This window comes from Halorubrum alkaliphilum, assembly GCF_017873815.1.
Taxonomy (GTDB): domain Archaea; phylum Halobacteriota; class Halobacteria; order Halobacteriales; family Haloferacaceae; genus Halorubrum; species Halorubrum alkaliphilum.
This window is the reverse complement of record NZ_JAGGKQ010000004.1, coordinates 75531-100603: the sequence shown is the minus strand read 5'-3', so window position 1 is coordinate 100603 and position 25073 is coordinate 75531. Positions and strand designations below refer to the sequence as shown.

The window sequence follows — 25073 nt, the reverse complement described above, 5'->3', positions numbered from 1 at the left end:
TTCGTGAGAAGGCGGGCGCGACGGGATTTGAACCCGCGGCATCTTGGTCCGGAACCAAGTGCTCTGTCCGCTGAGCTACGCGCCCTCATGGACGCGTATCCCGGGCGAGTGTTTAACCCTTCTGACTCCCGAGTCCACCGTGCTCGGTGACGTTCGGTTTCATTGTTGATCCACCTTACTCGAACGCCGAACTCGCGTCGGCCCTGCCGTCCGTCGTCATTCGATGAACAGGCCGTCGACTATCGTCTCGATCAGTCGTTCTTCGACTTCCGCGTACTCCTCGACGTGGAGGGTCCCGATGAGCGTCTCCTGCGATCGAGTAACGAACACGAGCGAGCGGAAGATCCCGCGGATCAGGTCGGGATCGTCATATCTGAACTCCTCTATTCCCGCCCACCGTTCGGCTAACGTGATCCTGTCCTCTGAGGGCGACGTGGAGACCGATCGGCACTCCGCGTCGGAGAGTTGGTCCTGGATCTGTCGTAGCTCACCCTCCACGATCAGCCGTGCGATGAGCGGATTCGAACGGACCTCGGAAAACAGGGTCCTGAGAAGCGTTCTGACTTCGTCTTTGGGCGTTTCAGCGCTGTCAACTGCCGTTTTAAGCATCTCCTCTATCGCTTCACGCTCGGCGGTGAGCACCACCACGTACAGCGCTTCTTTAGAATCAAAGAACTGACAAAACGTGCTCGTTCCGATGTCGACGGCCTCGGTAACGTCTCTGATCCGGGTTCGCTCGAAGCCGAACTGTGCGAACAGTTCCCGCCCGGCTTCGACGAGTTCCGCACGGATCCGCTCGCGATCGCCGTCATCGAACGAACTCATCGAGGGAACCGCCTCCCTCGGTCGATACGGTCTGAACCATACGATCCTCGTAGCTCCATACGACTCCCACAGATGGCAGACACAAAACGCCACCGATTACAGGAACAAAAGAATTATGCGTTCATGAGCTTCATGTCGAGTGTGAATCGAACGTCATTCGAATCGAAGTCGTTCCGCTTCGTGTCATCCGTTCAGTCCGTCACCGGTGAGAGGTGATCGGATGCGAACGAAAACGCTTCTAACCCTGATCATCACGGCTGCGTTGCTCACGACCGGTGTTGCCGCCACCGGACTCGCACCGGCGGATGGCAGTCCGGCACTCGCCATCGGTACTGCCGCCGCGGATCAGGCCTCTCCCGGGGGCGACGCCCAGCCACAGCCGCAACAGCAGCTCGTGCGTGGCTCTCCGGACTTGGACGTCACCGCGCCGGACAAGTTCGTGACGCCGGGCAACACGAACGAGGTCACGGTTCAGGTCTCCAACGACGGCTCTCTCAGCCTCGGCACCGCGGAGGTACGTGAGGTCGTGACGACCGCCCGCAACGTCCGGTTGGAGGCCGAAGCGGACGACCCGCTGACGGTCACGACCGGTCAGAGTGCGATCGGTACGATCGGCGAGAACGAACCTCGTGAGGTACCGATCGCCGTCGACGTCCCCGAAACCGTCGAGGAGGGGACCTACGACATCGACGTCGAACTGAGATACGCACACACTCGTCAACAGGACGGTGGCGTCACGTTCGATCGCTCGCGCACCGTGACCGAGACGGTCGAGGTGGAAGTGCGTGACGAGGCCCGGTTCAGCATCACGGGCGCAACGACCGACGTACAGATCGGTGACACTGGAACGGTCGACGCCGAGGTCGAAAACATCGGTTCCGCGGCGGCGAGCGACGTCGACGTGGTTCTCGACTCCGCGAGTACGGGCCTCGTCATCGGTGAATCGCCGGAGGCGGGGGACAGCGCTCGGATCGGCGAGTTGGAGCCCGGTGAGACGGCGACAGTCACGTACGACGCGTCGCTGTCCGGGGACGCACCGCTCCGCCAGTACTCGCTAAGCGGGGACGTACAGTTCAGAAACGCGGACGGGATCCAGCGGATCGACGAGGGGATCCGGACGGGCGTGACGCCGTTCGAGAAGCAGCGCTTTACCGTCGATGACATCGAGTCCGACCTGTACGTCGGCGAGGACGGAGACGTACGCGGAACGGTCACCAACGAAGGGCCGAACGAGGCTCGAAACGTCGTCGTCCAGTACACGGACGAGTCGCCGAACGTGATCCCGATCGAGAGTTCCGTCGCAGTGGGGACGCTCGGACCCGGAGAGTCCAGCGACTTCCGAATGCCGATCGAGATCGGCGGCGAGGCGGATCCCGTCGATAGAACCGCCGACATCGCGATCCAGTACCGTAACGCCGACCTCGAACGGCGAGCGTACGAGGATGTAGAGCTGCTGTTCGACGTCGAACCGAAGCGGGACCAGTTCCGACTCGAGGTACAGGACCGCGAGATCACCGCCGGTGAGACGATCGCGTTCGACATCGAAGTGACGAACAACCTCGATCAGACGGTCGACGACGTCGAGGCGCGCCTGTTCGCGAACGATCCCCTCGACAGCGATGACGACGAGGCGTACGTGGAATCGCTCGAATCCGGCGAGTCGACGACGATGACCTTCGAACTCGAAGCGGAGTCCGGGGCGACGGCGAAGACGTATCCGGTCTCGTTCGACTTCCGGTACGACGACGAACGGGGTAGCAGCCAGCTGTCGGACACGACTCGGGTTCCGATAACGGTGACGCCTACCGAAGGCGGGTTCCCGTGGCTCCTCGTCATCGGCGCGCTGGTTCTCGTTGCTGCGGCGGGCGGTGGATACTACCTGTACGCACGGGAGACGTAGATGAGTCGACTCGGCGAACGCGTCGAGGACTTCACCCGCCGCGTCAACGAGGTGATCGTCTCTCGTCCGCGAGGAGTCATCGTCGCGTTCCTGCTCGTGACGGCCGTGTTCGCCGGCGGATTGACGGCCGTGACGACGGAGACGGACGCGACCGGCGGGTTCACCGACGATCTCCCCGAACAGGAGGCGCTCGACGCGATCAACGACGAGTTCGACGATCCGTTCGAAGCCGACGAGGAGACGACACAGCTGATCCACGACGGCAACGACGTTCTCACACGCGGGGAGCTACTGAACTCACTTCGGTTATTGGAGCGGATCGACTCGCGGGACGACCTCCGGATGGACTCCGCGAACGGTCCGGCGACCCTTGTCGCCCAGTCGCTGGATCCGACTGCGACGACGCCCGCCGAACAGCGACGTGCCGTGGAGCGGGCGACCAGTTCCGAGATCAGACAGGTGGTTCGGCAGCTCTCGGAGAACCCGCAGTTCACGGCGATCGTCTCCGACGACTTCAACGAGAACCACGCGTCGGCGTCGACCTCGATAACCGTGGTTTCCCACGACGTTCCGCGGGGGTTCTCCGACGACGACTTACAGGACGTCCAGACGACGATCGGCGAGCTCGCCGACGACGAGCCCGCCGACATCCGTGCGTTCGGTCCCGGTGTCATCAATTCGGAGTTCGCGAACATCATCGGCGACTCGCTGGCGATCGTCATGCCGGTGCTGGTCGTGATGTTGCTCGGCTTCCTGGTCGTCGCGTACCGTGACCCGATCGACCTCGCGCTCGGACTGCTCTCGTTGCTAATGACGATCGTCTGGACGTTCGGGTTCCTCGGACTCTCGGGTATCCCGTTCGACCAACAGATGATCTCCGTTCCGGTGTTGTTGTTGGCGGTCGGGGTCGACTTCGGGATCCACAACATCAACCGCTATCGCGAGGAGACGGTGAAGGGGATCGAGCCGATACCGGCGATGCGGATCGCTGCCAACCAGCTGGTGATCGCGTTCGTCATCGTTACCGTCACCGCGGTGTTCGGGTTCGGGGCGAACATCGTCTCGGATCTCGGTCCGATCCGGAACCTCGGCATCGTCTCGGCGATCGGGATCGTGTTCACGTTCCTCACGTTCGGGCTGTTCCTTCCGGCGACGAAACTCGAGGTCGACCGGATCCGCGAGCGATACGGCGTGCCGGAGTTCAACTCGACGCCGATCGCGTCCGAGGACTCGACGCTCGGACGACTGTTGTCCGTGTCCGTGACGGTCGGACGAAAGGCTCCTGCGCTGTTGGTCGTCGTCCTGCTCCTCGTCGGCGGGGGCATGGGTGCCTACGGGATGGGCGTCGACACCTCCTTCGAGCAGGAGGACTTCCTCCCGCCCGAGGAGGAGGCCTGGTACGTCGAACACATTCCCGAGCCGTTCGCGCCGGACGAGTACACGGTCACGGGAACGATCAACCTGCTTGACGAGCGGTTCGACGCGAACCAAGACGAGTCGATCACGATATTCGTCGAGGGGTCCTTTGAGGAGGACCACGCGTTGGAGGCGCTTACGAGCCCCGACGACGACCCGCCAGGGACCCTTGCGATCGGTCCCGGTGGTCAGGCCGACGCGCAGAGCATCGTCACGGTGATCCAGTCACACGCCGAGAACGACGAGGAGTTCGCCGCGTTGGTCGCCCGTAACGACCGGAGCGGTAACGGGATTCCAGACCGGAACCTCGACCGGATCTACGACGAGCTGTTCGCCTCCTCTGCGGGTCCGCAGGCCGAGCAGTTCCTGACCGACGACAGACGGGGTGCGCAGGTCGAGTATACCGTCGAGGCCGGCGCGTCGCAGGCGGAGGTGTCCGAGGACGGTGCCGAACACGCGGCCGACTTCCGGTACACCGCGACGGCGACGGGGCAGCTCGTCATCTTCGACGCGATCACGCAGATCATCTTCGAGTCCGCGATCCAGGGGCTGATACTCGCGTTGATCCTGACGACCGTGTTCCTCGTCGTCTCGTACGGAGTGTTGGAGGGGAAACCGATGCTCGGCATCGTCAACGTGTTCCCGATCGCCATCGCGGTCGCGTGGCTGATCGGGACGATGCGGTACCTCGGCATGCCGCTGAACGCGTTGACCGGGACCATCCTCTCGATCGCCATCGGGATCGGGATCGCGTACTCGGTCCACATCACCGCCCGGTTCATCGACGAGTACAACGCCAGCGGGGACACGTACACGTCGCTGCGCACGACGCTGTCCGGGACCGGCGGTGCGCTCACGGGGAGTATGCTCACGACCGCGCTCGGAACGGGCTCGCTCGCGCTCGCAGTGACGCCCGTGCTCGGCGACTTCGGGTTCCTGATGGCGATGAGCGTCGTCTACTCGTTCGTGGCGGCGATCGTCGCGCTCCCGCCGGCACTGTTCCTCTGGGACAGGTTCACGACCTCGGGACCCCGTCCGAACCGGTCCGACGACGGGCTCGCCGCGGCAGGTGACGACTGAGCCCGACCGATCTCCCGCGCGTTCGTTCCGTCCCTGTATTTCGGATCCGATAATTTGCGGGTGTGGTTTTATACACCACCGGTCATAGCCGTGCGCAAGCGAGATGACCCTCCACCCGATGGATCAACCCCACGCTACGGAGACCGCCTCCACGCCGAACGCCGACCGATTCCTCGTAGCCGTCGCCGTCGACGGAGAAGTACTGTTCGCGGGGCCGTCCGTTCCCTCGGTTCTCGGCGTCGAGCGCGAGACGCTGGTCGGAGACGACTTCCTCGAACACGTCCATCCGAGCGGGCGCAAAGCGGTCTCGGACGCGCTCTCGGCGGTCGCGGTCGACAGGCGCGTAGTCCACCGGGTTCGACACGCGAGCGGGGGATACGTTCGGGTCGAGTCGGTCGTCGACGACGAGGTCGCTCCGGAGTTCGGCGGGCGCGTCGTCACCAGCCGACGCGTCGACGGGACGTTTCCCGAGCGATACCGGGCGTTCCTCGAATACGGAACGGACATCGTCACCGTCGTCGACGACGACGGACGCGTTCGCTACGAGAGCCCGTCGGTCGAGGAAGTGCTCGGCTACGAACAGGGTTCGCTCGTCGGACGGTCCCCCCTCGGGTACGTCCACCCCGACGACCGTGATCGGGTCACCGAGGAGTTCTACGGAGCGCTCTCCGATCCCGACGCCGCATCGACGCTGGAGTACCGATACCGGACCGCCGACGACGACTGGGTCTGGCTGGAGTCACGGACCCGGTCGTTGCCCGACGACGCCGCAGTCGGCCGGCTCGTTATCAACTCGCGGGACGTCACCGAGCGGAAACACCGAGAGCGACGGCTCGCGGACCGGAACGACCGACTCGACCGGTTCACTAGCATCGTCTCACACGACCTTCGGAACCCGCTATCGGTGGTCCGGGCGTCGATCGAGATGGCACGACACAGAGGAGAGACCGATCCGCTGGAGCGCGGCGAGCGCGCCGTCGACCGGATCGAGCGGCTGACGACCGAGCTGCTGACGCTGGCTCGACAGGGAGAGGGGATCGACGACCCGTCGGAGTTCCCGCTCGAACGGGTCGCTCGCGAGGCGTGGGACACCGTCGGGACGGCCGACGCCGACCTCGTCGTGGGGAGAGGCGCGAGGATACGCGGGGACCGGAGTCGCCTCAGACAGGCGCTTGAGAACCTGTTCCGCAACTGCGTCGAACACGGCGGACCCCGGGACCTCCGAGTCGTCGTCACCGCCACCGATCGCGGGTTCGTCGTCGCCGACGACGGCCCCGGGATCGATCCCGACCACGAGTCGGACGTGTTCGAATCGGGATTCACGACCCGCGAGGACGGGACGGGCTACGGCCTCGACATCGTGCGTGGGATAGTCGAGGCACACGACTGGAGCGTCGCGCTCACCGACTTCGATCGGGTGGCGGGAGCCGACATCGACCGCCCCGCTCCCGACGGTGCCTGCTTCGAGATCCGAGCACCGACCCCCAAACGCGCGGGCCGTGTCAGCACTAACGATGCGGAGGGGAGCGTCTCCGACACCGCCGACAACGCCGCCGCCGATAACGACGTCGCAGGCGGCGACCGGAGGCGGACGTGGATCGATCGGTGATCGGAGGTGGACGGCAGGTCACCCCGCCGCGCTTATTTCCCTGGCCGTCCAACTGCCGGCGTGACACCCGTCGAGACGACGATCCGTCCGGTCGAACGGGCCGACCTCCTTGCCGTAGTCCGGATCGAACGGGCGTGCTTCTCGGACCCGTGGGCGTACGATGTCTTCGAGCGCCTGCTCGACGAGCCGGGGTTCCTCGTCGCCGAGCGGGAGGGAACCGTCGTCGGCTTCGTCGTCGGCGACGTGACGCCGAACGCGGGGCGCGACATCGGCCACGTAAAGGACCTCGCGGTCCGGCCCGACTCCCGGGAGCGAGGTATCGGACGGGCGCTCCTCCGTTCCGGGCTCGCCCGACTCCGCGCGGCCGGAGCGGCGGTCGTCAGACTGGAGGTCCGCGAGAGCAACGAGGTCGCGCGCTCGCTGTACGCGGAGGAGGGGTTCGAACCGATCCGGCGGGCGGCGAACTACTACCGCGACGGCGAGGACGCGCTCGTGCTCGCCGTCGACCTCGCGGTGTGGGCGAACGGAGAGTAGGGCTGAGACGGGCACGATGACGCTCGGACCCGGCTTCCCCTTCCGGTTTTGACAAGGCTTAGTTCCCCGGGCATGAACGGGCGTGTATGAGTTCGGTTCCCGAACGATCCGAGATCGACGAGTCGTACAAGTGGGACCTCGAGAGCATCTTCGAGGACGATGACGCGTGGGCGGCGACCTACGAGGATATCGGGGACCGGATCGACGAGCTACGGGCGTACGAGGGTCGCGTCACGGAGAGCGCGGAGACCCTTCTGGAACTGTTGGAGCTGCGCGAGGAGGTCTTCCGCGAGCTCGCCCGTGTCGCGACGTATCCGCAGCTCCGGAGCGCGGAGGACACCCGAAACCAGGAGTACCAAGCGATGGCGGCGAAGGCGTCGTCGCTCCGCTCCGAGGCGTCGAGCGCGACCTCCTACTTCGAGCCCGAGCTACAGTCGCTGAGCGAGGACGACGTCGAGGCGTTCATCGAGACCGAGCCCGAACTCGCGACCTACGAACACTACTTCGACGACGTGTTGCGGATGAAACCCCACACCCGGTCGACCGAGGTCGAGGAGGTGCTCGCGGAGCTGTCGGAGGTCACCGACGCACCGAGTGAGATCTACTCGATGCTGACGAACGCCGACATGACCTACGGCGTCGTCGAGGATCCCGACGGCGAGGAGGTCGAGATCACGCAGGCGAATTTCACGAAGCTCCAGACGAACCCCGACCGCGAGTTCCGTCGTCGGGTCCATGAGACGTTCTACGACGAGTGGGCTGACGTACGCAACACCGTCGGAACGAGCCTCGAAAAGGCTGTCCGCGAACACGTGACGAGCGCCGAGATCCGGAACTACGACTCCGCCCGCGCGGCCGCCCTTGACGGCTCGAACGTCCCGGTCGAGGTGTACGACACCCTCGTTGACACCGTCGACGACAACCTCGACGCGCTCCACCGTCACGCGGAGCTGAAGGAGGCAGCGCTCGGTGTCGACCAGTTGGAGAGTCACGACCTGTACATGTCGCTGACGGGCGATCAGGGGCCCGACGTGGAGTACGATCAGGCCGCCGAGTGGGTTATCGAGGCGGTCGCGCCGCTCGGTGAGGCGTATCAGGAGCGGATGGCTGAGGGACTCGAAAGCCGCTGGGTGGACGTCTACGAGAACCGCGGGAAACGCTCGGGCGCGTTTTCCTCCGGCACGTACGACACACAGCCGTTCATCATGATGAACTACCAGGACGACGTCTCCTCGATGTACACGCTGGCACACGAGCTCGGGCACTCCATGCACTCGGAGCTGGCCGGCGACGCACAGCCGTGGCACGACGCGAGCTACGAGATCTTCGTCGCGGAGATCGCCTCGACGGTCAACGAGACTCTCCTCACCCACTACCTGCTGGAGAACGTCGAGGACGAGGAACTTCGGACCCATGTCCTCGACGAGTACCTCGAACGGTTCCGCTCGACGCTGTTCCGACAGACGATGTTCGCAACCTTCGAACAGCGGATCCACGAGCGCGTCGAGGACGGCGAGGCGCTCACCCCCGATGCGTTCGACGAGATGTACGCCGATCTCAAGGGCGACTTCTACGAGCCCGCCGAACTCACCGGGGGTATCGAGCGCGAGTGGCAGCGCATCCCGCACTTCTACTACGACTTCTACGTCTATCAGTACGCGACCGGGATCTCCGCGGCCGCCGCCATCGTCGAGCGCGTCCTCGAAGAGGGCGAGCCCGCCGCCGCGGACTACCGCGAGATGCTGAAAGCCGGCGGCTCCGACTACCCCCTCGGTGTCGTCGAGCGCGCCGGGATCGACATGTCCTCGCCCGACCCGATCGAATCGGCCGCGGGAATCTACCGGGAGTACCTCGACGAGGTCGCGGCGCTGCTCGATCTGGAATAGACCGTCCAAAGACCTACAGACGTTTGTTTATCAGTCGAACTGCGGTGGCGTGTGCCGTGAGCGGGCCTTCGGCCCGCGAGCGACCGCGCGAGGGACGCCGCGAGCGCTTTCAAGCGCGAGCGGCGAGGCTGGGGAGGCGTGAGGTGCTGTGCGGGGTGGGACTCAAAGGGGCAGCCGCGAGGCCGGCGCAGGCGACGCAAGCACCGGAAGGAGCGAACGGAGTGAGCGACTGAGGAGCGCAGCGAGCGTGCGCCGGCCTCGCGGCTGGGGCTTTGGAGGTGTTCGCCGTCGATATGCCAAGAACGACTTATAAGCAAGCGGCTGGGGATTTGGAGGTGTTCGCCGTCGATATGCCAAGAACGACTTATAAGCAAGCGGCTGGGGCTTTGGAGGTGTTCCCAGCCAACCGGCTACCACCCTCTTATAAATAGACTACAACTGGGTCGGCGCAACGATCACCGACCCGGCACCGATTTATCGCTCCTCTACGACACACCGTGTGATGGACGAACGCGTACGCGAACACGCCGAACTGCTGGTCGATTGGAGCGCACGAGTCGAGGCGGGCGACGACGTGGTCGTCTCGGTCGCAGAAGACGCCCACGAGCTTGGCGTCGCCGTCGCTGAGGCGCTCGGTGAGCGGGGCGCAAACGTCACGACGCTGTACGGGTCCGACGAGATCGGCCGCGCCTATTTAAAAGGCGTCGAGTCGGCCGCCGACGGCGATGTCGAGGCCGCCGACTTCGACGACGACCCCGCCGTCGATCGCGCGCTCTTCGAGGCCGCCGACGCCTATCTCCGGATCGGCGGCGGGCGTAACACCACCGCCTCCGCTGACGTGAACCGCGAGACCCGCCAAGCCTACGCCACGGCCCGGAAGGGGGTCCGCGAGGCTCGGATGGACACCGATTGGGTGTCGACGGTCCATCCCACGCGCAGCCTCGCACAACAGGCCGGGATGGCCTACGAGGAGTATCAGGAGTTCGTGTACGACGCCGTCCTCCGCGACTGGGAGGCGCTGGCCGACGAGATGGCGAACATGAAAGACGTGCTCGACGCCGGCGAGGAGGTTCGGATCGTCACCGAGCGCGACGACGCGCCCGACACCGATATCACGATGTCGATCGCGGGTCGAACCGCCGTCAACTCGGCCGCCTCCGTCGCGTACGACTCGCATAACCTCCCCTCGGGGGAGGTGTTCACCGCGCCGTACGACACCACAGGCGAGGCGTTTTTTGACGTGCCGATGACGATCGACGCGACCCGAGTGCGAAACGTCCACCTCACCTTCGAGGACGGTGAAGTCGTCGACTTCTCGGCGGAGACAGGTGAGGACGCGCTCGCAGGTATCCTCGACACTGACGCGGGCGCACGTCGACTCGGTGAACTCGGAATCGGCATGAACCGTGGCATCGATCGCTTCACCGACTCGATCCTCTTCGACGAGAAGATGGGCGACACCGTCCACATGGCCGTCGGCCGCGCCTACGACGCCTGCCTCCCCGAGGGCGAGTCCGGGAACGACAGCGCCGTCCACGTCGACATGATAAGCGACGTGAGCGAGGACTCGTTCATGGCCGTCGACGGCGAGGTCGTCCAGCGAAACGGCACGTTCCGGTGGGAAGACGGCTTCAAGGCGTGACGGATCGTCGGCACTGTTTATAAATGCCGTCGCGGTCGGTCGGCGACGAGCCGCCACACGACCGGAGCGAGAGCGATCGTCGTCAGGACTCCGTGGACGGCACCCCCCACGGCGAGCACGAGCCCCCAGCCGGCGATGATGGCGAGCGCGACGACCCCACCGACCCACCCGAGGACTCGTTGCCGGTATAAGGCGACACCGCTGATGACCGCGAGCGATCCGAACCCGCCGTACACGGCTGCCGTGACGACGCCCGGCTGGACGGCCGCGTCCACCGCCACCGGCCCCGTCAACAGCGCGGCCGCCCCGATCAAGAACGCGAACAACCCGGACGTGACGCAGACGACCGCGTACATCGTTCGTTCGAACCCGGACAGATCGCTCTCGCCGGGGGCGCGGCGTCGGAGAAGGGACACCGGAGCGTCATGGAGGGACATACGGGTACGTCACGGCGCGATCAATAAAAATTCGACTCCGAGGCGTGAGAGTTGGACGGGACTTATAAGATAACGAGCGACGGCATGACGACCGTCGGATAAATATAAGCGATCGCTGGCGACCCGCGACTACCGCAGCGCGTCGAGGTCGAACTCGAAGGCGGCCACCGGCACCTCCAGATCGTGTTCGACGAGCACCGCGGGGTGGACCTCGCCGACGACGCCGACTGAGTCGCCGTCGATCACGACCTCGGCGACCCGTCCATCGATGAACGACGGGTGGTCTGTGGGTGGTGTCGAGAGGTCGGCACGGAAGTCGTCACACACCGACTGAAGACGGCCCTTCGCCGCCTCATAGGAGGCGTCACGTCGGGCGACCGCGCCGGCGACGTGCCGGGACTCCGCGACGTTCGTGTTCTCGGTCTCGTCGCGCTCGGCGACGAACCCGATCTCCGAGACATCCTGCGGATACGTGTTGTGGGTGTTACCCTCTAACAGCATCAGCAGCGACGGGAGCGCCCACGTCCGCAACTGGGTGTACTCCTCGCTGTACGGCTCCGTGATCGACACGGGCTCGCCGCCGCCGAGGACATCGGTTCCGGGTTCGACGTTCATCCGGTCGTAGTTTGCGACCCCGCTCGTCATGTGGAAATTCAACAGGTCTTCGAAGCCGAGCCCGACGAGACTGGTTCGGACGGCGTCCTCCAGTCGCGTGCGCTCGTGTCGCCCGCCGACGGTGCCGATATCGGGGTAGCGCGGGGCGAGGTTGTCGAAGCCGTACGCGCGTCCCACGTCGTCGACGAGATCTAGTGGGTGGAGCACGTCGACGCGGTACGGCGGAATCTCGACCTCGTAGGTCACCTCCTCGTCGAGGGTGTACGTCGCGTCGAGCCCCGAGCGCTCGAAGCAGTCGACGACCTCCTCCGGCTCGAACTCGACGCCGAGCAGCGTCTCGATCCGGTCGTGAGTCACCGACTTCTCGTCGATATCGAGGTTCGGGCGGACCAGCTCCGACCCGTACTGTTCGGGGGCGCTCGCGCCGTCAGCGTACTCGACCTCGACCGACTCGATCGTCGCGCCTCGTGCCGAGAGCGCGTAACAGACGATCGCACACATCCGGTCGATCGTCCACTGGTCGGTGCCGGTGAGCTCGACGAGCAGTTCTCGGGAGCCGGTCGTCACCTCCGTCCGCCGTCCGTTGATCACCGGTGGGAACGAGAACAGGCCGAGCTCGTCGTAGATCGCCGGATAGCGGTCGTACGCCTCGACGAGATCCGCGTATTCGCGGCCGGTCCCGTGGTCCGTCAGCACCGCGGCCGGGCTCAACTCGTCGTTCGCGTCGAGCGGAACGAACGTGTCTCCCTCGGGCTCGACACCGCGATACGTGATCGATCGCTCCGCCCCCTCCTTCAGCGGCGCGCCCTTCACCATCGCGAGGTCGTGGATCCCGATCGCACCTTTCGCGCGACCGCGCCCCATCGTCGCGTGGAGCTTCTCCTGTAGCTGGATCAGCGATTCGAGCGCCGCCTCATCCAGATCGACGCCGCGGATCACCGCGCCCGTGACGTACGGGCGCTCGTCGGGCACCGACTCGTCTACCTCTATCGTCCACTCGGGGTCGTTCGTGTCGGGAACGTACACGCCGCGGTCGTCGCCGTAGTGGTATCGGAGCGACCGCGCAACGCCCTCGACGCTGAGGCGGTCGAGCCGGTCGGGCGCGAACTCGAACTGGAGGTCGCCGTCGTCGGTCTCTCCCTCGAACTCTAAGCCGAGTCCGAACAGGTCCTGCTTGAACGTCTTGTCGTCTTTGTCCGTGTGCCCGGTGAGCTGTCGCAGCTCGTCGGGGTCGACATCGACGACGGGCATCAGTAGCTCACCTCCGCGTTCCGCAGGAACTCGATGTCGGCTAGGGTTCCGTGGAGATCACGGATATCCTCCGCGCCGGTCGTCAACATCGCCAGCCGCTCTAAGGCGAGTCCCCACGCCATCACGTCGCAGTCGACGCCGAGCGGGCCGGTGACCTCCTCGCGGAAGATGCCGGAGTTGCCGATCTCGATCTCCTCGCCGGTCTCGGGGTGTTTCCCGAACAGCTCGAAGGAGGGTTCGGTGTAGGGGTTGTAGTGCGGCTTGAAGCGGACGTCGGTGATGCCGAACTGTCGGTAGAACTCCTCGAAGGTGCCCATCAGGTCACGGACGGAGAGGTCCTCGGCCATCACCCATCCCTCGATCTGGAAGAACTCGAGGAGGTGCGTCGGGTCGAGGGTGTCGTTTCGATACACCTTCTCGACGGAGAAGTAGCGCTGTGGCGGCTCCAGCTCCGCGCCGGCGTACCCGGAGAGGTACCGCATCGACAGCGAGGTGGTGTGGCCGCGGAGCGCAACTTCACGGGCGAACGCCTCGGACCACGGGGAGTGGTAGCCGTCGCCGTCATCCCCGTACCCCTCCCGGTGGGCCGACTCGACGCGATCGATGAGCGTCTTTGGGATATCATCCATCGGAGGGACGTCGAGCGCGAATCGGTCCCAGTGGGTTCGAGCCGGATGGTCCTGCGGCATGAACAGACAGTCGTTGATCCAGAAGTCGCTGTCAGCGTGTGGCCCTTCCATTTCCTGAAATCCCATGCCGACGAGCACGTCCTTCACCCGATCCGCCGTCCGGCGGAGCACGTGTTTCCGTCCGCCGCCGACGTCGGGCGCGTCGGCCTCGACGTCGTACTCGGTGAACTCGACGTCACGCCACTCGCCGCTCGCGAGCAGTTCGGGCGTGACCTGTGCGACCGTCTCCGCGACCTCGACGCCCTCCATCAGCGCGGTGACGCCCGCGTCAGTGAGCGTGACCGAGCGGGTGGTTCGCTCCGCGAGTTCGACGAGCCCACGAGAGGCGAGCCGGTCGAGAACCTCGTCGTCGACGTCGGTCAGGACGTCCCCGTCGCCTGCGTCGTCTGCGTCACTCGCGTTCTGAATCGCCGCGAGGGCGGTCGCTTCGGGGTCGTCGTCGGGGTCGACCGACGCGTCGATGGTCAACTCGCCGGAGTCGACCGTTCCGAACCCTTTCCGCGGGAAGTTTGCGAGCGCGATGTCGACTTCGGGGCCCGCGAGATCGGCCCGGCCGATGACTTCACCCATCGAAACGGGATCGTCGGCCGCGCCCGCGTCCGCGGCCGCCCGGTGGAGCCGCGTCTCCGGGAGTCCGTCGGCGACGTAGGCGCTCCCCTCGTCGGTTATCTCGGCGGCCTCGACGCTCGTCTCCGTCACGTCGAGCAGGTCCTCGTCGCGGAGGTCGAACGCCGCGCCGGTGACCGTCTCGGGTTTGAGTCCCGTCTCGGCCGCGATCTGGTCGATCGTCCGTTCGTCCGTCGCGCTCGCGGCTTCGAGGACCGCGAGCTGTCGTTCCGGGAGTCGCATTCGGTTGTATGGATACGTGTGTGGCTGCGTGGTAACGGTTCCGGCACGTCGCCGGCGCGGTACGCGGCGGCCGAAGTCGGTCTCGACTCCTCGAACCGATGCGGCCGCCCGCCGAGTCGCCCGGTTTCACCGTCCCGCCACGGGACGGATCCGCCGCGCGCGACTCAGCGGAAGAAGGCCCCGAACGCGTCGCCGTCGGTCCCGCGGGTGATCCCGCCAGCCGCGTGTTCGGATGGCATACGCTCACGTGGCTCGTGACGAAGGATATGTGTTGCGTTCGCGGCCGACGCGGTTCGACCGACGAGCCGCCGGATCCCCTCACTCCCCCGAGCGCTCTCGAAGCGCAGCGATGCGGTCGCCGAGCGGGGGTTGTACCTCGAACCACGTCGACCAGTCGCCGGTCTCCGGGTCCACCCCGCGAAGGGCGGCGACGGCCTCGAACGCGTCGGCGACGCGTGCGGCCCCGACCGCGTCCGCGGCCCGGTCGTCGGCGACGTACTGGACGCGCCGCCCGACCCAGAAGGAGGCGACGCCGACGACGATGACCGCCGTGAACCCCGAGCCGAACGGGACTACCGTGGCCACGATCGCCGCGAGGATGCCGACGACCGCCGCGACCGAGACCGCCCGGAACTCACCGTAGTACGTGTCCACCCGTCCAGCTTCGGCTGCGAGAAGACCGACGGCCGTGTCCTCGTCGAGTTCGTCGAGGACGTAGTCGGTGACGAAGAGCACGCGCCTGCGCGGCGGTCCGCGGACCGCGACGTCGACGGACTCGTCGCCGCTCGTCTCCACGATCGCCACCCGGTCGACGTCGAGCCCGGCCGTCTCGCGGAGCGCGTCGAGCGCGGCCCGCTCGGGGTCGGTCGGCTCCCGGAGGTCGCGGAAGCGGTCGTTGACGACGAGGGGGCCGACCTCGACCGCGAGGAACGCGACGACGACGACCCCGACGAGGAAGGCGACCGTGAGCATCGACCGGGCATCGGTCGTGTGGCGGGTAAAACCACGCGGTTTCGATCCGGACGGTTCCGTTTGCCGTGCCGACTCGCGGGTCCGTCGGGAGCGTGATTCCTTCAGTCCGGAACTCGCCCCGCAAGCGTTCGGATCGTTTCGGCGGCCTCGCTGTCAGGAGCCTCGTCGACCACCGGTCGTTCCGCCACGATCGACCGGCCGACGCGGGGGTCCGCCGGGACGACCGCCGCCGGCGCGCCGAGGGCGTCGGCGATCGCGTCCGTCGGCGCGCCCCCGGTCACGCGGTTGACCGCACAGCCGACTAGTCCGGCGTCCAACTCCCGGGCCAGCGCCCGACACTTGATCGCGTCGGCCAGCGCGAACGCCCGCGAGGAGACGACGATCAGACAGGCGTCCGCGACCGCGAGCGGAACCCCGGCGTCCGCCCGTCGACCGGCCGGACAGTCGATCACGATCGATCCGTGCTCGCGTTCGAGCGTCTCGACCGCGTCGGCAAGGTGTGTGAGGTCGGACGCCCGAGCACCGGCGAGGGTTCGGCCACAGGGGACGATGTCCACCGGCCCGGGACACACCGTCTCCGCGACGGCCGCACGGCCGGCGAGCACGTCGTGAAGGTCCGGCCCCCGACCGGCAGGGAGGTCCGCCATCCCCAGATCGGCGTCGACGACAACCGCGTCGAGGACGGCCGCGACGTTGTACGCGAGCGTCGTCTTTCCGACCCCGCCCTTGCCGCCGGTGACGGCGAGGATCACGCCAACCGCTCCAGCGCCTCCACGGGCGCGTCGGTCTCCTCGGCGCGTCGAGCCAGCGCCGCTGCTCGATCGCTCACCCGTCGAAGGCGGACGGCGTCGTCCGACACCCGCCGGTCGAGATCGGCGACGGCGTTCGTCCCGCCGAGCGCGGCGACCGCCTCCGTCGCCGAATCGAGATCGCCGTCCGTCAGACGCTCCGCACGTTCGATCCGCCGCTCGACCGCGTCGAACCAGTCGTCGATCCGATCCGGACCGATGGCAGTCCGATCGTGCTCCGGGCGTGACGATCGAACCGGGGAGTCGGCCGGATCCGGACTCGTCGAGCAGGCACTCGTCGGATCGAGGGCATTCGGATCGAGGGCATTCGGATCGAGAGCACCCGGATCGAGGTGCGTCGAACCGGCGTCCTCCGACCCGGCGTCCTCCGGCCCGGGGCCGTCCGACCCGGCGCCCCCCGAGACGGGATCGGCCGGGCGATCCGGCATGGACGATCGAGTCGGGTTCGTAGTCGCGCCGCCGTCGAATGCCGCTCGACCGTGCTCAGAGGGAACGTCGGTTCCAAAATCGAGCGAGTCCGCCGATTCGAGGGACGCGGAGGCGTCGGTCGCCACGGCCTCGCCCGGCGGGCGATGCTCTCCCAACGTTCGAATCGCCTCGGCCGTCGTGTCCGACTCCGGTTCCGCATCCTCTCCGGCAAGCGACTCGAACTCGGCGATCTCGACCGGCGGATCGGTGGCCGGTGCGGGCGAGGCGAAGCCGACGCCGCGCCGCTCGTCCGCATCGAGACGGAGCGTCACCCCGTCGCGATCCCAACCGGCCTCCGGAACGCCGGAGCGGCGCGGGGGGAGAACCGGCCCGGAAAGGAGGCTGTCGATCCGGACCCGTCGGACGACGTCAGCCTCATTGTGGACGCGACAGGCAACGAAACGGACGCCGTCGACCTCGTCGACGGTCCACGAGAGATCCACGCTCATACGCCGGCTGGCTCGGCATGGTATCTAAAGGTCGGGACGGACCGCGGGGACGCCGAGAGCCGTCTCCGGCGAGGGACCGTCCCACCGGTCGAACGCGGTTGCGGCGTCCGGACCGAGCACGACGGGTCCGTCGACCTCCGAGATCCGGACCGCGGCGAACGAGGCAGCAAGCGAGGACCCCTCGTACGCCGACGGCGCGTCGCCCGGATCCGCCATCGCTCCGTTCGGAACCATCGGGAGTGCCTCGCAAAAAGCGGGATACGTCGCGTTCGCGAGCTCCGACCGGGCGTCCCGACGGCGGTTATCCAGCCGGTCTCGCAGGGTGAGGCGTCGCTCGCGTTCGTCACGAGCCGCGGCCGCCCGATCGCGTGCCCGTTCGAGCGCCTGTTCGGCAGCTATCCGCTCCGTCTGGGCGGCCGAGAGTGCGGCCGCCGCCTCCTCGAGATCCGCGAGCGACCCCTTCGCGTCGGCGTCGACCTCACGCCTGCCCTGAACGTTTCCGCGCGTCGCGGCGACGCGTTCCTTCAACCGTTCCTCTTCACCCGTCGCCTCCGCGAGTCGCTTTCGAGCCCCTTCGAGGTCGACGCTCGGTATCTCGATCGCTTCGATCGACTCGTGGAGCGTCGAGAGCTCCGCCGCGAACGACGACGCCAGCCCCCGTGACCGTGCCGCCGCCGCGAGCTCCGTCCGCAGCGTCGTTCCCGTCGGGATCCGACCGAGCACCTCGGGCGGGTTCGGTACGGGAACGCCGGCGGACGGGGCGGATCCGCTAGGTCGAGCGTGGTCGGCGGACACGACGCGGTCATCGAGGTGGATCTCCGTACCATCGCGCACGTTCACGACGGGGGACGAGTCCCTTGGTACCGAGAGCTCGTCAGCCACCTCCTCCGAACGGTCGGTACCCGTCACAGTTCCTCCCCCTTCATCGTTTCCGGGTCGGGGTGGTCCGTTCCGGCCGCAAACGACGTGTACGGCGTCGACTTCGTCTCACGGTTCGCGTACGCGGCCGCGGCCTCACGGACCGCATCGTCGACCGCGGTGAACTCGTTGAACGGCTCCGTCCGCTCGATCTGAACGGCATCGCCGTACGCCTCGCGGAGTCGTAAGGCGAGAAACGCGCCGTACACGGTCGGATCGAACAGCGCCGCGCGGCCGAATCGGCGAGCGATCTGCTCGGAATGGCGTCGACACACGTTTCGGAGTCCGGTCCGAGCGGGCTCCGAATACGTCACGACCAACAACACAGGAGTGGGTGTTCGGTTCCGAAATAAATCGGTTCCGAACGAGATCGTAATCGAGAGCTGAAACGAAGTGGGTCGAACGACTCAGACCCGTTCGACGTGGAACTCGGGCACCGGGTCCGTGTCGGGGTCGACCCCCGCGGCGGCCAACACGCGCTCTCTCGCCGCGGGCTTCGAGGGGGCGACGACGACCCGCCCGTCCACGGCTCCCTCGCCGACCGCGCGAAACACGTCGTCGTCGCCGTCGAGCTCCGAGGCGTACGTCCGGAGGATCCCGGCGACGCGCCGCTCCGTCTCCGTGAGGTCGACCTCGCCGTTCTCAAACGCTTGGAGCGCGTCCTCGATGTTCCGTAACGCCGATATTCGGTCCATTTACGTCGTCCGTAAGTGCCCCTGTTTGGGCTCGTACACTTCGCCTTTGGTGCGGAGTTTCTCGATCTCCGATTCCGCCTTCCCTGGGTCCATGCCGATCTCGCCCGCACGGTCGAGCACCTCGTCGACCGGTGCGCCCTCCTCGTACTCCTCTTCGATGTCCGCGATGAGCCCCTTGATGTTCTTGATCCGGTCGCGCTGGCTCTTCGATGTCCCGGTCTCGACCACGTCGGCGTCGAACTGTCCCGTTTCCGGGTCGACGCCGATGTCCTTGAGACACGACTCGATGATGTTCGTCGCACGATCCGCGTCCTCGCGCTCGACCGTGTCCGAGAGTCGGACGCGCGCGCTCGCCTCCGAGAGCCGCACCATCGCCTCCAGCTTCCGGGCGGTGACGGGCACGGGTGCGTCCTCGTCGGCTCCCTTCGAGCGGAGATCGACATAGAACTCCTCTATCAGCTCTTTTGCCTCGTCGGTCATCGTCGGATAACACGAGCGTTTCGCGTGCGCGATGTATTTTCGGAGTAACTCGGCGTCGATCTCTGGTGCGACCTCCTGAGTCACCTCCGCAACCTGATCGGAGGTGAACTCCGAACTCGCCAGCTCCGTTCGCTGGGTGTTGAGCTCGCCGGCGTAGTTCGTCTTGATGATGTGTTTCGCCAGCCGAGAGTCGTGTTCCGGGTCCGGACTGTCAGTCACCGTGAAGATGAGGTCGAATCGTGAGATGAGCGCGGGTTCGAGGTCGATCTGCTCGCCGATCGGCTCGTATTGGTCGAACCGACCGTACTTCGGGTTCGCCGCACCCAGCAGGGAGCAGCGAGCCTTGAGCGTGGCGTTGATCCCTGCCTTCGAGACGGAGATCTTCTGCTGTTCGAGCCCCTCGTGCATCGCGGAACGGTCCGAGGAGTTGTGGACGACGAGCCCGTTCGCGACGAAGTTGTGCGTCTCCTCGACGGTCAGATCGTACACCTTCGGTTGCCGCCCGTCCTCTATTCGCGCCAGTATTGACCGCAGTTCTGCCTTCACGGCGTCGACCTCTTCGGCGATAGCATCGCGCAGGTCGTCACGACGGTCCGTTTCGACGGTGCCGGACAGCCACCGCGACACCGTCGCTTGGTTCACGTCGAGTCCCGACGCTACGTCCGCCTGACTGACTCCGTAGTCGTCGAGCGTCGCCGATAGTTCCGTCCGTGTTTCGCCGATCGGGCCGCAGTCGAGCAGCTCGCGAGCACGCTCTTCAACTGTCCCCACCGGCCCCCCGATGAGGGCTGCGAGACGCTGTCGGAGCACCTCGCCGCGGTGTTCGGTCGACTCGGGCGGAACGGTTTCGACCGATCCCACCCGACGCCACTTCACGTCTCCCCGGACGAGATCACGAAGGTCGTCGAGGTCGGTCGCCGCGATGTCGGTGAGGATCTCTCGGAGCCGCTCAGCCACCGTCCGACGGACCTCGTCGCGTTCACCCCACTCGCGGGAGATCTGCTGTTGGGATAACGGTGTTCCGTCCGCGAGTTCGGACTGCGAGACGTGATACCGGCCTCGGAGCTCCGAGAGCGTCTCCCACGTCGGTCTCTCGTCGAGTCGACACCGGTCCTCAACGGCCGCCTCTCGTCGGTCTTCGAACGCCGCGAGTATCCGGCCGGCGCGGTGGAGTGAGACGTTCGCATCCCCGCTCTCAAAGTCGTGGTACGTGACCGCGTCGAGACCGCACTCGTTTTGATGAAGACGAAGCGAATCGCGAGACCGCGCGAGCGCGTCGCCGACATCCGGGATCACGTCGAGAATCGTGCGATCACCGTCGGCTGAATCGACGACGCGGTCGAGAGCCTCGGCCTTTCGCGTGGCCGTGAACCCGACGAGATCCCGGAACGACGTGAGCGAATCCGCGTCGGTCACCGTGAGGTAGAACACGTCGCGACCACCGTCTCGTTCGCGGTGCTGGAGCTGGCTCGACACGCCGAACCCTAAGAGGAGGTTCCGTGTGCCATCCAGCAGGTCTCGGCTCGCAGACGCTATCCAAACGTTGCCCGCCGACTCGTCGACGTGGCCCTCGCTGTCGGCGAGCGCGCGGACGAACGCGGCCTTGGCCGCCCGGCTTCCGGCCGAAACGGGCGTCGGGAAGCACTTCTCGTCGCACCGGCTGAGGTTCATTCCCGCGTCGAGGACGGCGTCGGCGTGTTCCTTCCCGGTGACGCGGACCGTTTCGGCCCCGTCGTCGCGCTGCTCGCTCGGCGGCCGCGTCGGCTCGGCGTTGAACGCCTCGCGCGCAGCGCGTTCGAAGTCATCTAAGAGTTCGTCGTCGGTGTTGGTGAACCGAACGCCGTAGACGCCCTCGTCGCGGTCGTAGAAGACGTTCCCGTCGCCGGAGAGGTATCCGAGCACGCTCGCCATCGCGGCGTCGACTCCCTCGCCGCCCTCGGCGAGTTCGGTCGCTGGTCCGTCTCCACCGTTCGCGGCCACCGCCCCGCCGTCGGCGGCCTTCGTCGGAATCTCTCGGGGGACGTACACCCAGTCGCCGTCGTCGAGCGCGGCCGCCTCGCGCTCGACTCGCTTCCCGTCTTCGAGGACGAAGAACGGGTGATCAGCCGTCGCCGTCAGCGACTCCCCGGTCTCCATCGTCACTCGGGTCAGCTCCGCCGGCGCGTCGTACTCGTGGACCGCTGAGACCGGCCGTTCGACCAGCCGCCCCCCATCGTCCATCGTCCAGACATCGAGGTCGACGTCGCGGATGTGGCGGCCGTTCGAGAGTTCCTCGATATTGCCGTCTTCAGCGGCCTCTCTCGCGAGTTCATCGATGCGTTCCACGCGTCCGTCCGCCAACGAGACCAGCGTGTCGCCGGTAACACAGTCCATCTTATCCAGCTCATCGACTGCGGCGATCCCCTTGTCGGCGAGGACGAGCGCTCCGGCTTCAAGCGACCACTGTTGGCCGTCGCCGAAGTCATCTCTCACGGCGGCGGCCGTCAAACCGGCCGCGCTGCTGCCTTTACCGGAGGTATAGACAGATCTGGGTGCGATGTTTTCCACGTACGAAATCATCTGTGAGTTGTGTGAGATGATCCCGTTTGAGACGTAGTTGTGCGTTCCTCCAACTTCGAGATCGTACACCCAATCGTCTTCGGGCTTGACCGGTTCGATCGACTCGATGCGGTCCCACCGAATGTCGTCATCCACCCGTTGTCGAAGGGCCGCAATATCGGCAGCTACTCCCCCTCCATCGGTCTGTACGCTTCCGATCTCACTGCTGTCTGTCGGGGGTAGGTGAGCGCCCTCGAACGCTTTGACGATGTTCCGCAGCGCACCGATGCTCGGATTTCGCGATCCCGCTTCGTAGTGACGATAGGTATTGCGAGGAACGCCGCACTCGTATTGCGTCAGTCCGAGCGAGTCACGGACTCGTCGGAGGACGGGGGAGACGTTCGGAACGACGTCGAGGTTGGTGTTTCGGTCTGTTTCGAGATGTTCTTCTGCCGCCTCCTGCTTCCGGTCGGTTACGAACCCGATATTGGTCACGTACCGGTCGAACTGCGCCCCGCTAATGCGCAGCCGGTGGCTTCCGTTCTTCCGCTCGTGGAGTTGACTGGTGATCTCATGCCGAAGCAGAAGCGTCCGAAGATCCGTGAGGAGCGTTTCGCTCATCGATGCCACGGTAATCTCCCGTTGCTTCGCTGAGACGTGAGCCTCCCCCTCGACGAATCCCCTTATGAACATCCGCGTGGTGGAAGGCGACGCCCCGAGGATCGGTCTCGGAATCCGCTGGTCTGCGGACCCCTCAAGTAGCATCCCGTCGAGGTTTTCGAGGAAACTAACGAACTCCCCTGCGGAACACGTCAGCTCCCTCGCGTCCTTTCCGTCATGTGGTTCGCGGGTTGTGGTTTGGAGACCCAGCATCTCGAACGTCGAGCGGGCGTCGGACAGGACCGCCTCGTCGTTGTTCGTGATCGACACGAGCCCCGAATGGTCGTCACGCCGCTCGACGTACCCCTCAGCGACGATGTATCCGAGGAGACGCCCGAGAGCCGGTGTCCACTCGTCAGGCAGATCGAGCCGAACCGCGTTGTGCGACTGGGCGCGGCGGAATCCGACGTCGATCGCGTCGTCGCTTTCTACGTTGAGTCGCTTCGGAGCAGCGACGAACTCGCCTTCGCTTAGCTCGTCCGCGACGACCGCCTCAAACTGTCCGTCACGCTGAACGAACAGCGGATGCGACGGCGTTACTTCCACTTCCGCACCAGACGCGGTTTCGACGCGGTACATCGTTTCGGGAGCCTCTCGTTTCCAGACCTTCGTCGCTCGGGCGGACCCCACGGTCCCGTCGGACCGGAGCGACGGCACCTCGAAGTCAACCTCGTCGAAAACGCCGTCGTCTATCGGTTTCGGCTCGTCCAGATTATTTTCAACGAGATCGCGTACCGGAACCTCTCGGCCGTCAATAAGAGTGATTTTTGTGTCCCCATGCAAACACTTTCCCGTACCGGGGTCACCGATCAAGAGCATGTGGAGGTCACCTCGAATCCGCGAGCCGTCGGGGAGGTGTTTGGTGACGCCGGAGAAGAGTTGGAGGATCATTGCGAGCTTCTCCTCCTCGTAACCGTAAATGGCGGGTGCGATGGAGTTCACCATCGCGTCGTAGATGTCGTCGCGGTTGGAGAGTTCGATGATCTCGCGGCGATCCGCCTCGGTGATGTCCATGTCCTCGAACTCCTCGTCCTCGATACCGATGGCGACGCCGTCCATGTACAGATCGAAGATGGCGGACTTCTCGTTGCCCTGTTCGACCTGCTCGATGTGGAGGACGCCGACGCAGGTGACGTGGTCGCCCGGACTCACCTTCCCGGTGATGTCGTCGACGATGTCGACGTCGAGCGACTGTGGCGTCTCACCGCCGCGGAGCCCCTCCGGCGACTCTTGGATGCGAAGCTTCTGGGAGTCGATGAACTCGGACTGATCGAAGTTGACGCGGAACGGGCCCTGTCGTTCACAGCCCTGACACTCGTGGGGTTCTTGGAAGCCGCCGTCGCTCTGGGGGATGTACGTCATCGTCCCGCAGCGCTGGCACTCGAACGCTGCTTCGGTCACCTTCGGGCGGACGTCGGTCGCCTTCCGGACGATTCCCTTGACCGAGACCAGCTTTCCGATGTGGTCGTCGTGGACGCGAATGCCGCGGATGTCGATGCTCTCTGGAAGGTTCTCGATCCGCACGTGGGCGCGCCCGAGACTGACATCTGCGGGGAGGTCGTAGAGCCGCAACGCCTCCTCGGCGTACTCGCGCATCTGGTCCGGTTTCGTGCGGAAGTCCTCCGCGAGATCGCGGTCGAACTGGAACAGGTCGTCGTAGTCGACGTACAGCGAGCGCTTCTCGTTGGGGTACTGCTGTGCGAGGGTGCCGATCTCCTCGCGGTAGTAGTTGCGGTAGAACTGGATGAACCGCTCCGTGAGGTCCTGATTGCCGGCCTGAGCCATTACGACATCACTTCGTCGGCATCACGTATGAACCTCATGCTCGGGGCGGAGGTGATCGTGTATCGGCCCCTTGCGGCGCGTTCCGCCGCGTTCACGCTTTCGTCACGAACGTCGCGTCCGCGGACGTTCGACCCTCGTTAAACGAGAGCACCTTCGCGCGGATCACGTCGCCCTTCTTGAGGCCGCGAGGGATGTCCTCGGTGAAGACGACGAACCCCTCAACCTTGCCGACCGCGACCTCCTCGCCGGAGTGGTGATCCGTCATTTCGGTCACGCCGAACTCGTAGGTCTCGCCGATCTCGACGGGCGGGTCGCGTTCCTGTGCGGCCTCGTGTGCCTGCTTCGACTCGCGCGCATCCGCTGACGGCCCGCGAGCGCGACGCACGACGGCAAACAGGACGAGTAGGACGACGACTATGGCGGTTCCGATGACGATCGGAGACGACGGTATCATACCCGAGCGGTCGACCCCGAGTCACCTAAACGCCCGGGGTCCGCCGTTGCCGCGACCGCCGATCCCGCCCGCATGAGAAACGCCTTTGCCCTCGAAGCCCCCGACTCGATCC

The 25073-nt window shown here is 65.9% G+C and carries 18 protein-coding genes and 1 tRNA gene; 6 read left to right on the top strand and 13 right to left on the bottom strand.

All coding sequences use genetic code 11. The annotated features are described in order from the left end of the window. Positions 1–12: 12 nt before the first annotated feature. Positions 13–85 (bottom strand) — tRNA-Arg (locus J2751_RS04065). A gap of 131 nt (positions 86–216) precedes the next feature. After that, entirely contained in the window at positions 217–825 is a 609-nt protein-coding gene (locus tag J2751_RS04060) for a TetR/AcrR family transcriptional regulator (protein WP_209483406.1), read from the bottom strand. A gap of 220 nt (positions 826–1045) precedes the next feature. Between J2751_RS04060 and J2751_RS04055 the strand changes: the two genes are divergently transcribed. The 6 genes from J2751_RS04055 (at position 1046) to J2751_RS04030 (ending at position 10892) form a co-directional block, all read left to right on the top strand. Beyond that, positions 1046–2725, top strand: coding sequence for a COG1361 S-layer family protein (locus tag J2751_RS04055; protein ID WP_245202610.1), 1680 nt, complete (start codon positions 1046–1048; stop codon positions 2723–2725). Beyond that, entirely contained in the window at positions 2726–5221 is a 2496-nt protein-coding gene (locus tag J2751_RS04050) for an efflux RND transporter permease subunit (protein ID WP_209483404.1), read from the top strand. 118 nt (positions 5222–5339) lie between these two features. After that, positions 5340–6830 (top strand): PAS domain-containing protein, encoded by a 1491-nt coding sequence (locus tag J2751_RS04045; protein ID WP_245202608.1) that lies wholly within the window; start codon positions 5340–5342, stop codon positions 6828–6830. A gap of 60 nt (positions 6831–6890) precedes the next feature. Next, positions 6891–7364 carry a ribosomal protein S18-alanine N-acetyltransferase gene (gene rimI, locus J2751_RS04040; RefSeq protein ID WP_209483400.1) on the top strand — a complete coding sequence of 158 codons (474 nt, stop codon included), beginning with the start codon at positions 6891–6893 and terminating at the stop codon, positions 7362–7364. A gap of 86 nt (positions 7365–7450) precedes the next feature. Then, positions 7451–9250, top strand: a complete 1800-nt coding sequence (pepF, locus tag J2751_RS04035; RefSeq protein ID WP_209483397.1) for an oligoendopeptidase F — start codon at positions 7451–7453, stop codon at positions 9248–9250. A 502-nt stretch (positions 9251–9752) separates the two neighbouring features. After that, positions 9753–10892 (top strand): aminopeptidase, encoded by a 1140-nt coding sequence (locus J2751_RS04030; RefSeq protein WP_209483395.1) that lies wholly within the window; start codon positions 9753–9755, stop codon positions 10890–10892. Positions 10893–10909: 17 nt separating this feature from the next. Here the strand turns inward: J2751_RS04030 and J2751_RS04025 are convergent, their stop codons facing one another. The 11 genes from J2751_RS04025 to J2751_RS03975 form a co-directional block, all read right to left on the bottom strand. After that, positions 10910–11329, bottom strand: coding sequence for a hypothetical protein (locus J2751_RS04025; RefSeq protein ID WP_209483393.1), 420 nt, complete (start codon positions 11327–11329; stop codon positions 10910–10912). A 129-nt stretch (positions 11330–11458) separates the two neighbouring features. Further along, positions 11459–13195 carry a phenylalanine--tRNA ligase subunit beta gene (gene pheT, locus J2751_RS04020; RefSeq protein ID WP_209483391.1) on the bottom strand — a complete coding sequence of 579 codons (1737 nt, stop codon included), beginning with the start codon at positions 13193–13195 and terminating at the stop codon, positions 11459–11461. After that, positions 13195–14733: a phenylalanine--tRNA ligase subunit alpha gene (gene pheS / locus J2751_RS04015; RefSeq protein ID WP_209483389.1), complete on the bottom strand. Its 1539-nt coding sequence runs from the start codon at positions 14731–14733 to the stop codon at positions 13195–13197. Before pheS ends, pheT begins: the two co-directional genes overlap by 1 nt. Before the next feature lie 318 nt (positions 14734–15051). Further along, positions 15052–15705, bottom strand: coding sequence for a M48 family metalloprotease (locus J2751_RS04010; RefSeq protein WP_209483388.1), 654 nt, complete (start codon positions 15703–15705; stop codon positions 15052–15054). A gap of 101 nt (positions 15706–15806) precedes the next feature. Continuing rightward, positions 15807–16457 (bottom strand): nucleotide-binding protein, encoded by a 651-nt coding sequence (locus J2751_RS04005; RefSeq protein WP_209483386.1) that lies wholly within the window; start codon positions 16455–16457, stop codon positions 15807–15809. Beyond that, entirely contained in the window at positions 16454–17431 is a 978-nt protein-coding gene (locus J2751_RS04000) for a DUF7857 domain-containing protein (protein WP_245202606.1), read from the bottom strand. Before J2751_RS04000 ends, J2751_RS04005 begins: the two co-directional genes overlap by 4 nt. Positions 17432–17455: 24 nt before the next feature. Beyond that, a complete protein-coding gene (locus J2751_RS03995; RefSeq protein ID WP_321168570.1) occupies positions 17456–18340 on the bottom strand; it encodes a DUF7856 family protein in 885 nt (294 codons plus the stop codon). Continuing rightward, positions 18337–18675, bottom strand: a complete 339-nt coding sequence (locus J2751_RS03990; RefSeq protein ID WP_209483383.1) for a DUF7855 family protein — start codon at positions 18673–18675, stop codon at positions 18337–18339. The genes J2751_RS03995 and J2751_RS03990 overlap by 4 nt, the downstream gene beginning before the upstream one ends. 81 nt (positions 18676–18756) lie before the next feature. Beyond that, positions 18757–19044 carry a DUF7854 family protein gene (locus J2751_RS03985; RefSeq protein ID WP_209483381.1) on the bottom strand — a complete coding sequence of 96 codons (288 nt, stop codon included), beginning with the start codon at positions 19042–19044 and terminating at the stop codon, positions 18757–18759. Beyond that, on the bottom strand, positions 19045–24507 hold the full coding sequence (locus tag J2751_RS03980) for an LAGLIDADG family homing endonuclease (RefSeq protein WP_209483379.1): 5463 nt from the start codon (positions 24505–24507) through the stop codon (positions 19045–19047). Positions 24508–24598: 91 nt separating this feature from the next. Then, complete coding sequence (locus J2751_RS03975; RefSeq protein ID WP_209483377.1) at positions 24599–24961, bottom strand: TRAM domain-containing protein; 363 nt, start codon at positions 24959–24961, stop codon at positions 24599–24601. Positions 24962–25073: the final 112 nt, after the last annotated feature.

Coding starts and splice junctions, on each gene's coding strand:
- J2751_RS04030 (WP_209483395.1), top strand. CDS start 9,753: ATGGACGAACGCGTACGCGAACACGCCGAACTGCTGGTCGATTGGAGC.
- pheT (WP_209483391.1), bottom strand. CDS start 13,195: ATGCCCGTCGTCGATGTCGACCCCGACGAGCTGCGACAGCTCACCGGG.
- J2751_RS04055 (WP_245202610.1), top strand. CDS start 1,046: ATGCGAACGAAAACGCTTCTAACCCTGATCATCACGGCTGCGTTGCTC.
- J2751_RS03980 (WP_209483379.1), bottom strand. CDS start 24,507: ATGGCTCAGGCCGGCAATCAGGACCTCACGGAGCGGTTCATCCAGTTC.
- J2751_RS03985 (WP_209483381.1), bottom strand. CDS start 19,044: ATGGACCGAATATCGGCGTTACGGAACATCGAGGACGCGCTCCAAGCG.
- J2751_RS04025 (WP_209483393.1), bottom strand. CDS start 11,329: ATGTCCCTCCATGACGCTCCGGTGTCCCTTCTCCGACGCCGCGCCCCC.
- pepF (WP_209483397.1), top strand. CDS start 7,451: ATGAGTTCGGTTCCCGAACGATCCGAGATCGACGAGTCGTACAAGTGG.
- J2751_RS04000 (WP_245202606.1), bottom strand. CDS start 17,431: ATGAGCGTGGATCTCTCGTGGACCGTCGACGAGGTCGACGGCGTCCGT.
- pheS (WP_209483389.1), bottom strand. CDS start 14,733: ATGCGACTCCCGGAACGACAGCTCGCGGTCCTCGAAGCCGCGAGCGCG.
- J2751_RS03975 (WP_209483377.1), bottom strand. CDS start 24,961: ATGATACCGTCGTCTCCGATCGTCATCGGAACCGCCATAGTCGTCGTC.
- J2751_RS04010 (WP_209483388.1), bottom strand. CDS start 15,705: ATGCTCACGGTCGCCTTCCTCGTCGGGGTCGTCGTCGTCGCGTTCCTC.
- J2751_RS04060 (WP_209483406.1), bottom strand. CDS start 825: ATGAGTTCGTTCGATGACGGCGATCGCGAGCGGATCCGTGCGGAACTC.
- J2751_RS04050 (WP_209483404.1), top strand. CDS start 2,726: ATGAGTCGACTCGGCGAACGCGTCGAGGACTTCACCCGCCGCGTCAAC.
- J2751_RS04045 (WP_245202608.1), top strand. CDS start 5,340: ATGGATCAACCCCACGCTACGGAGACCGCCTCCACGCCGAACGCCGAC.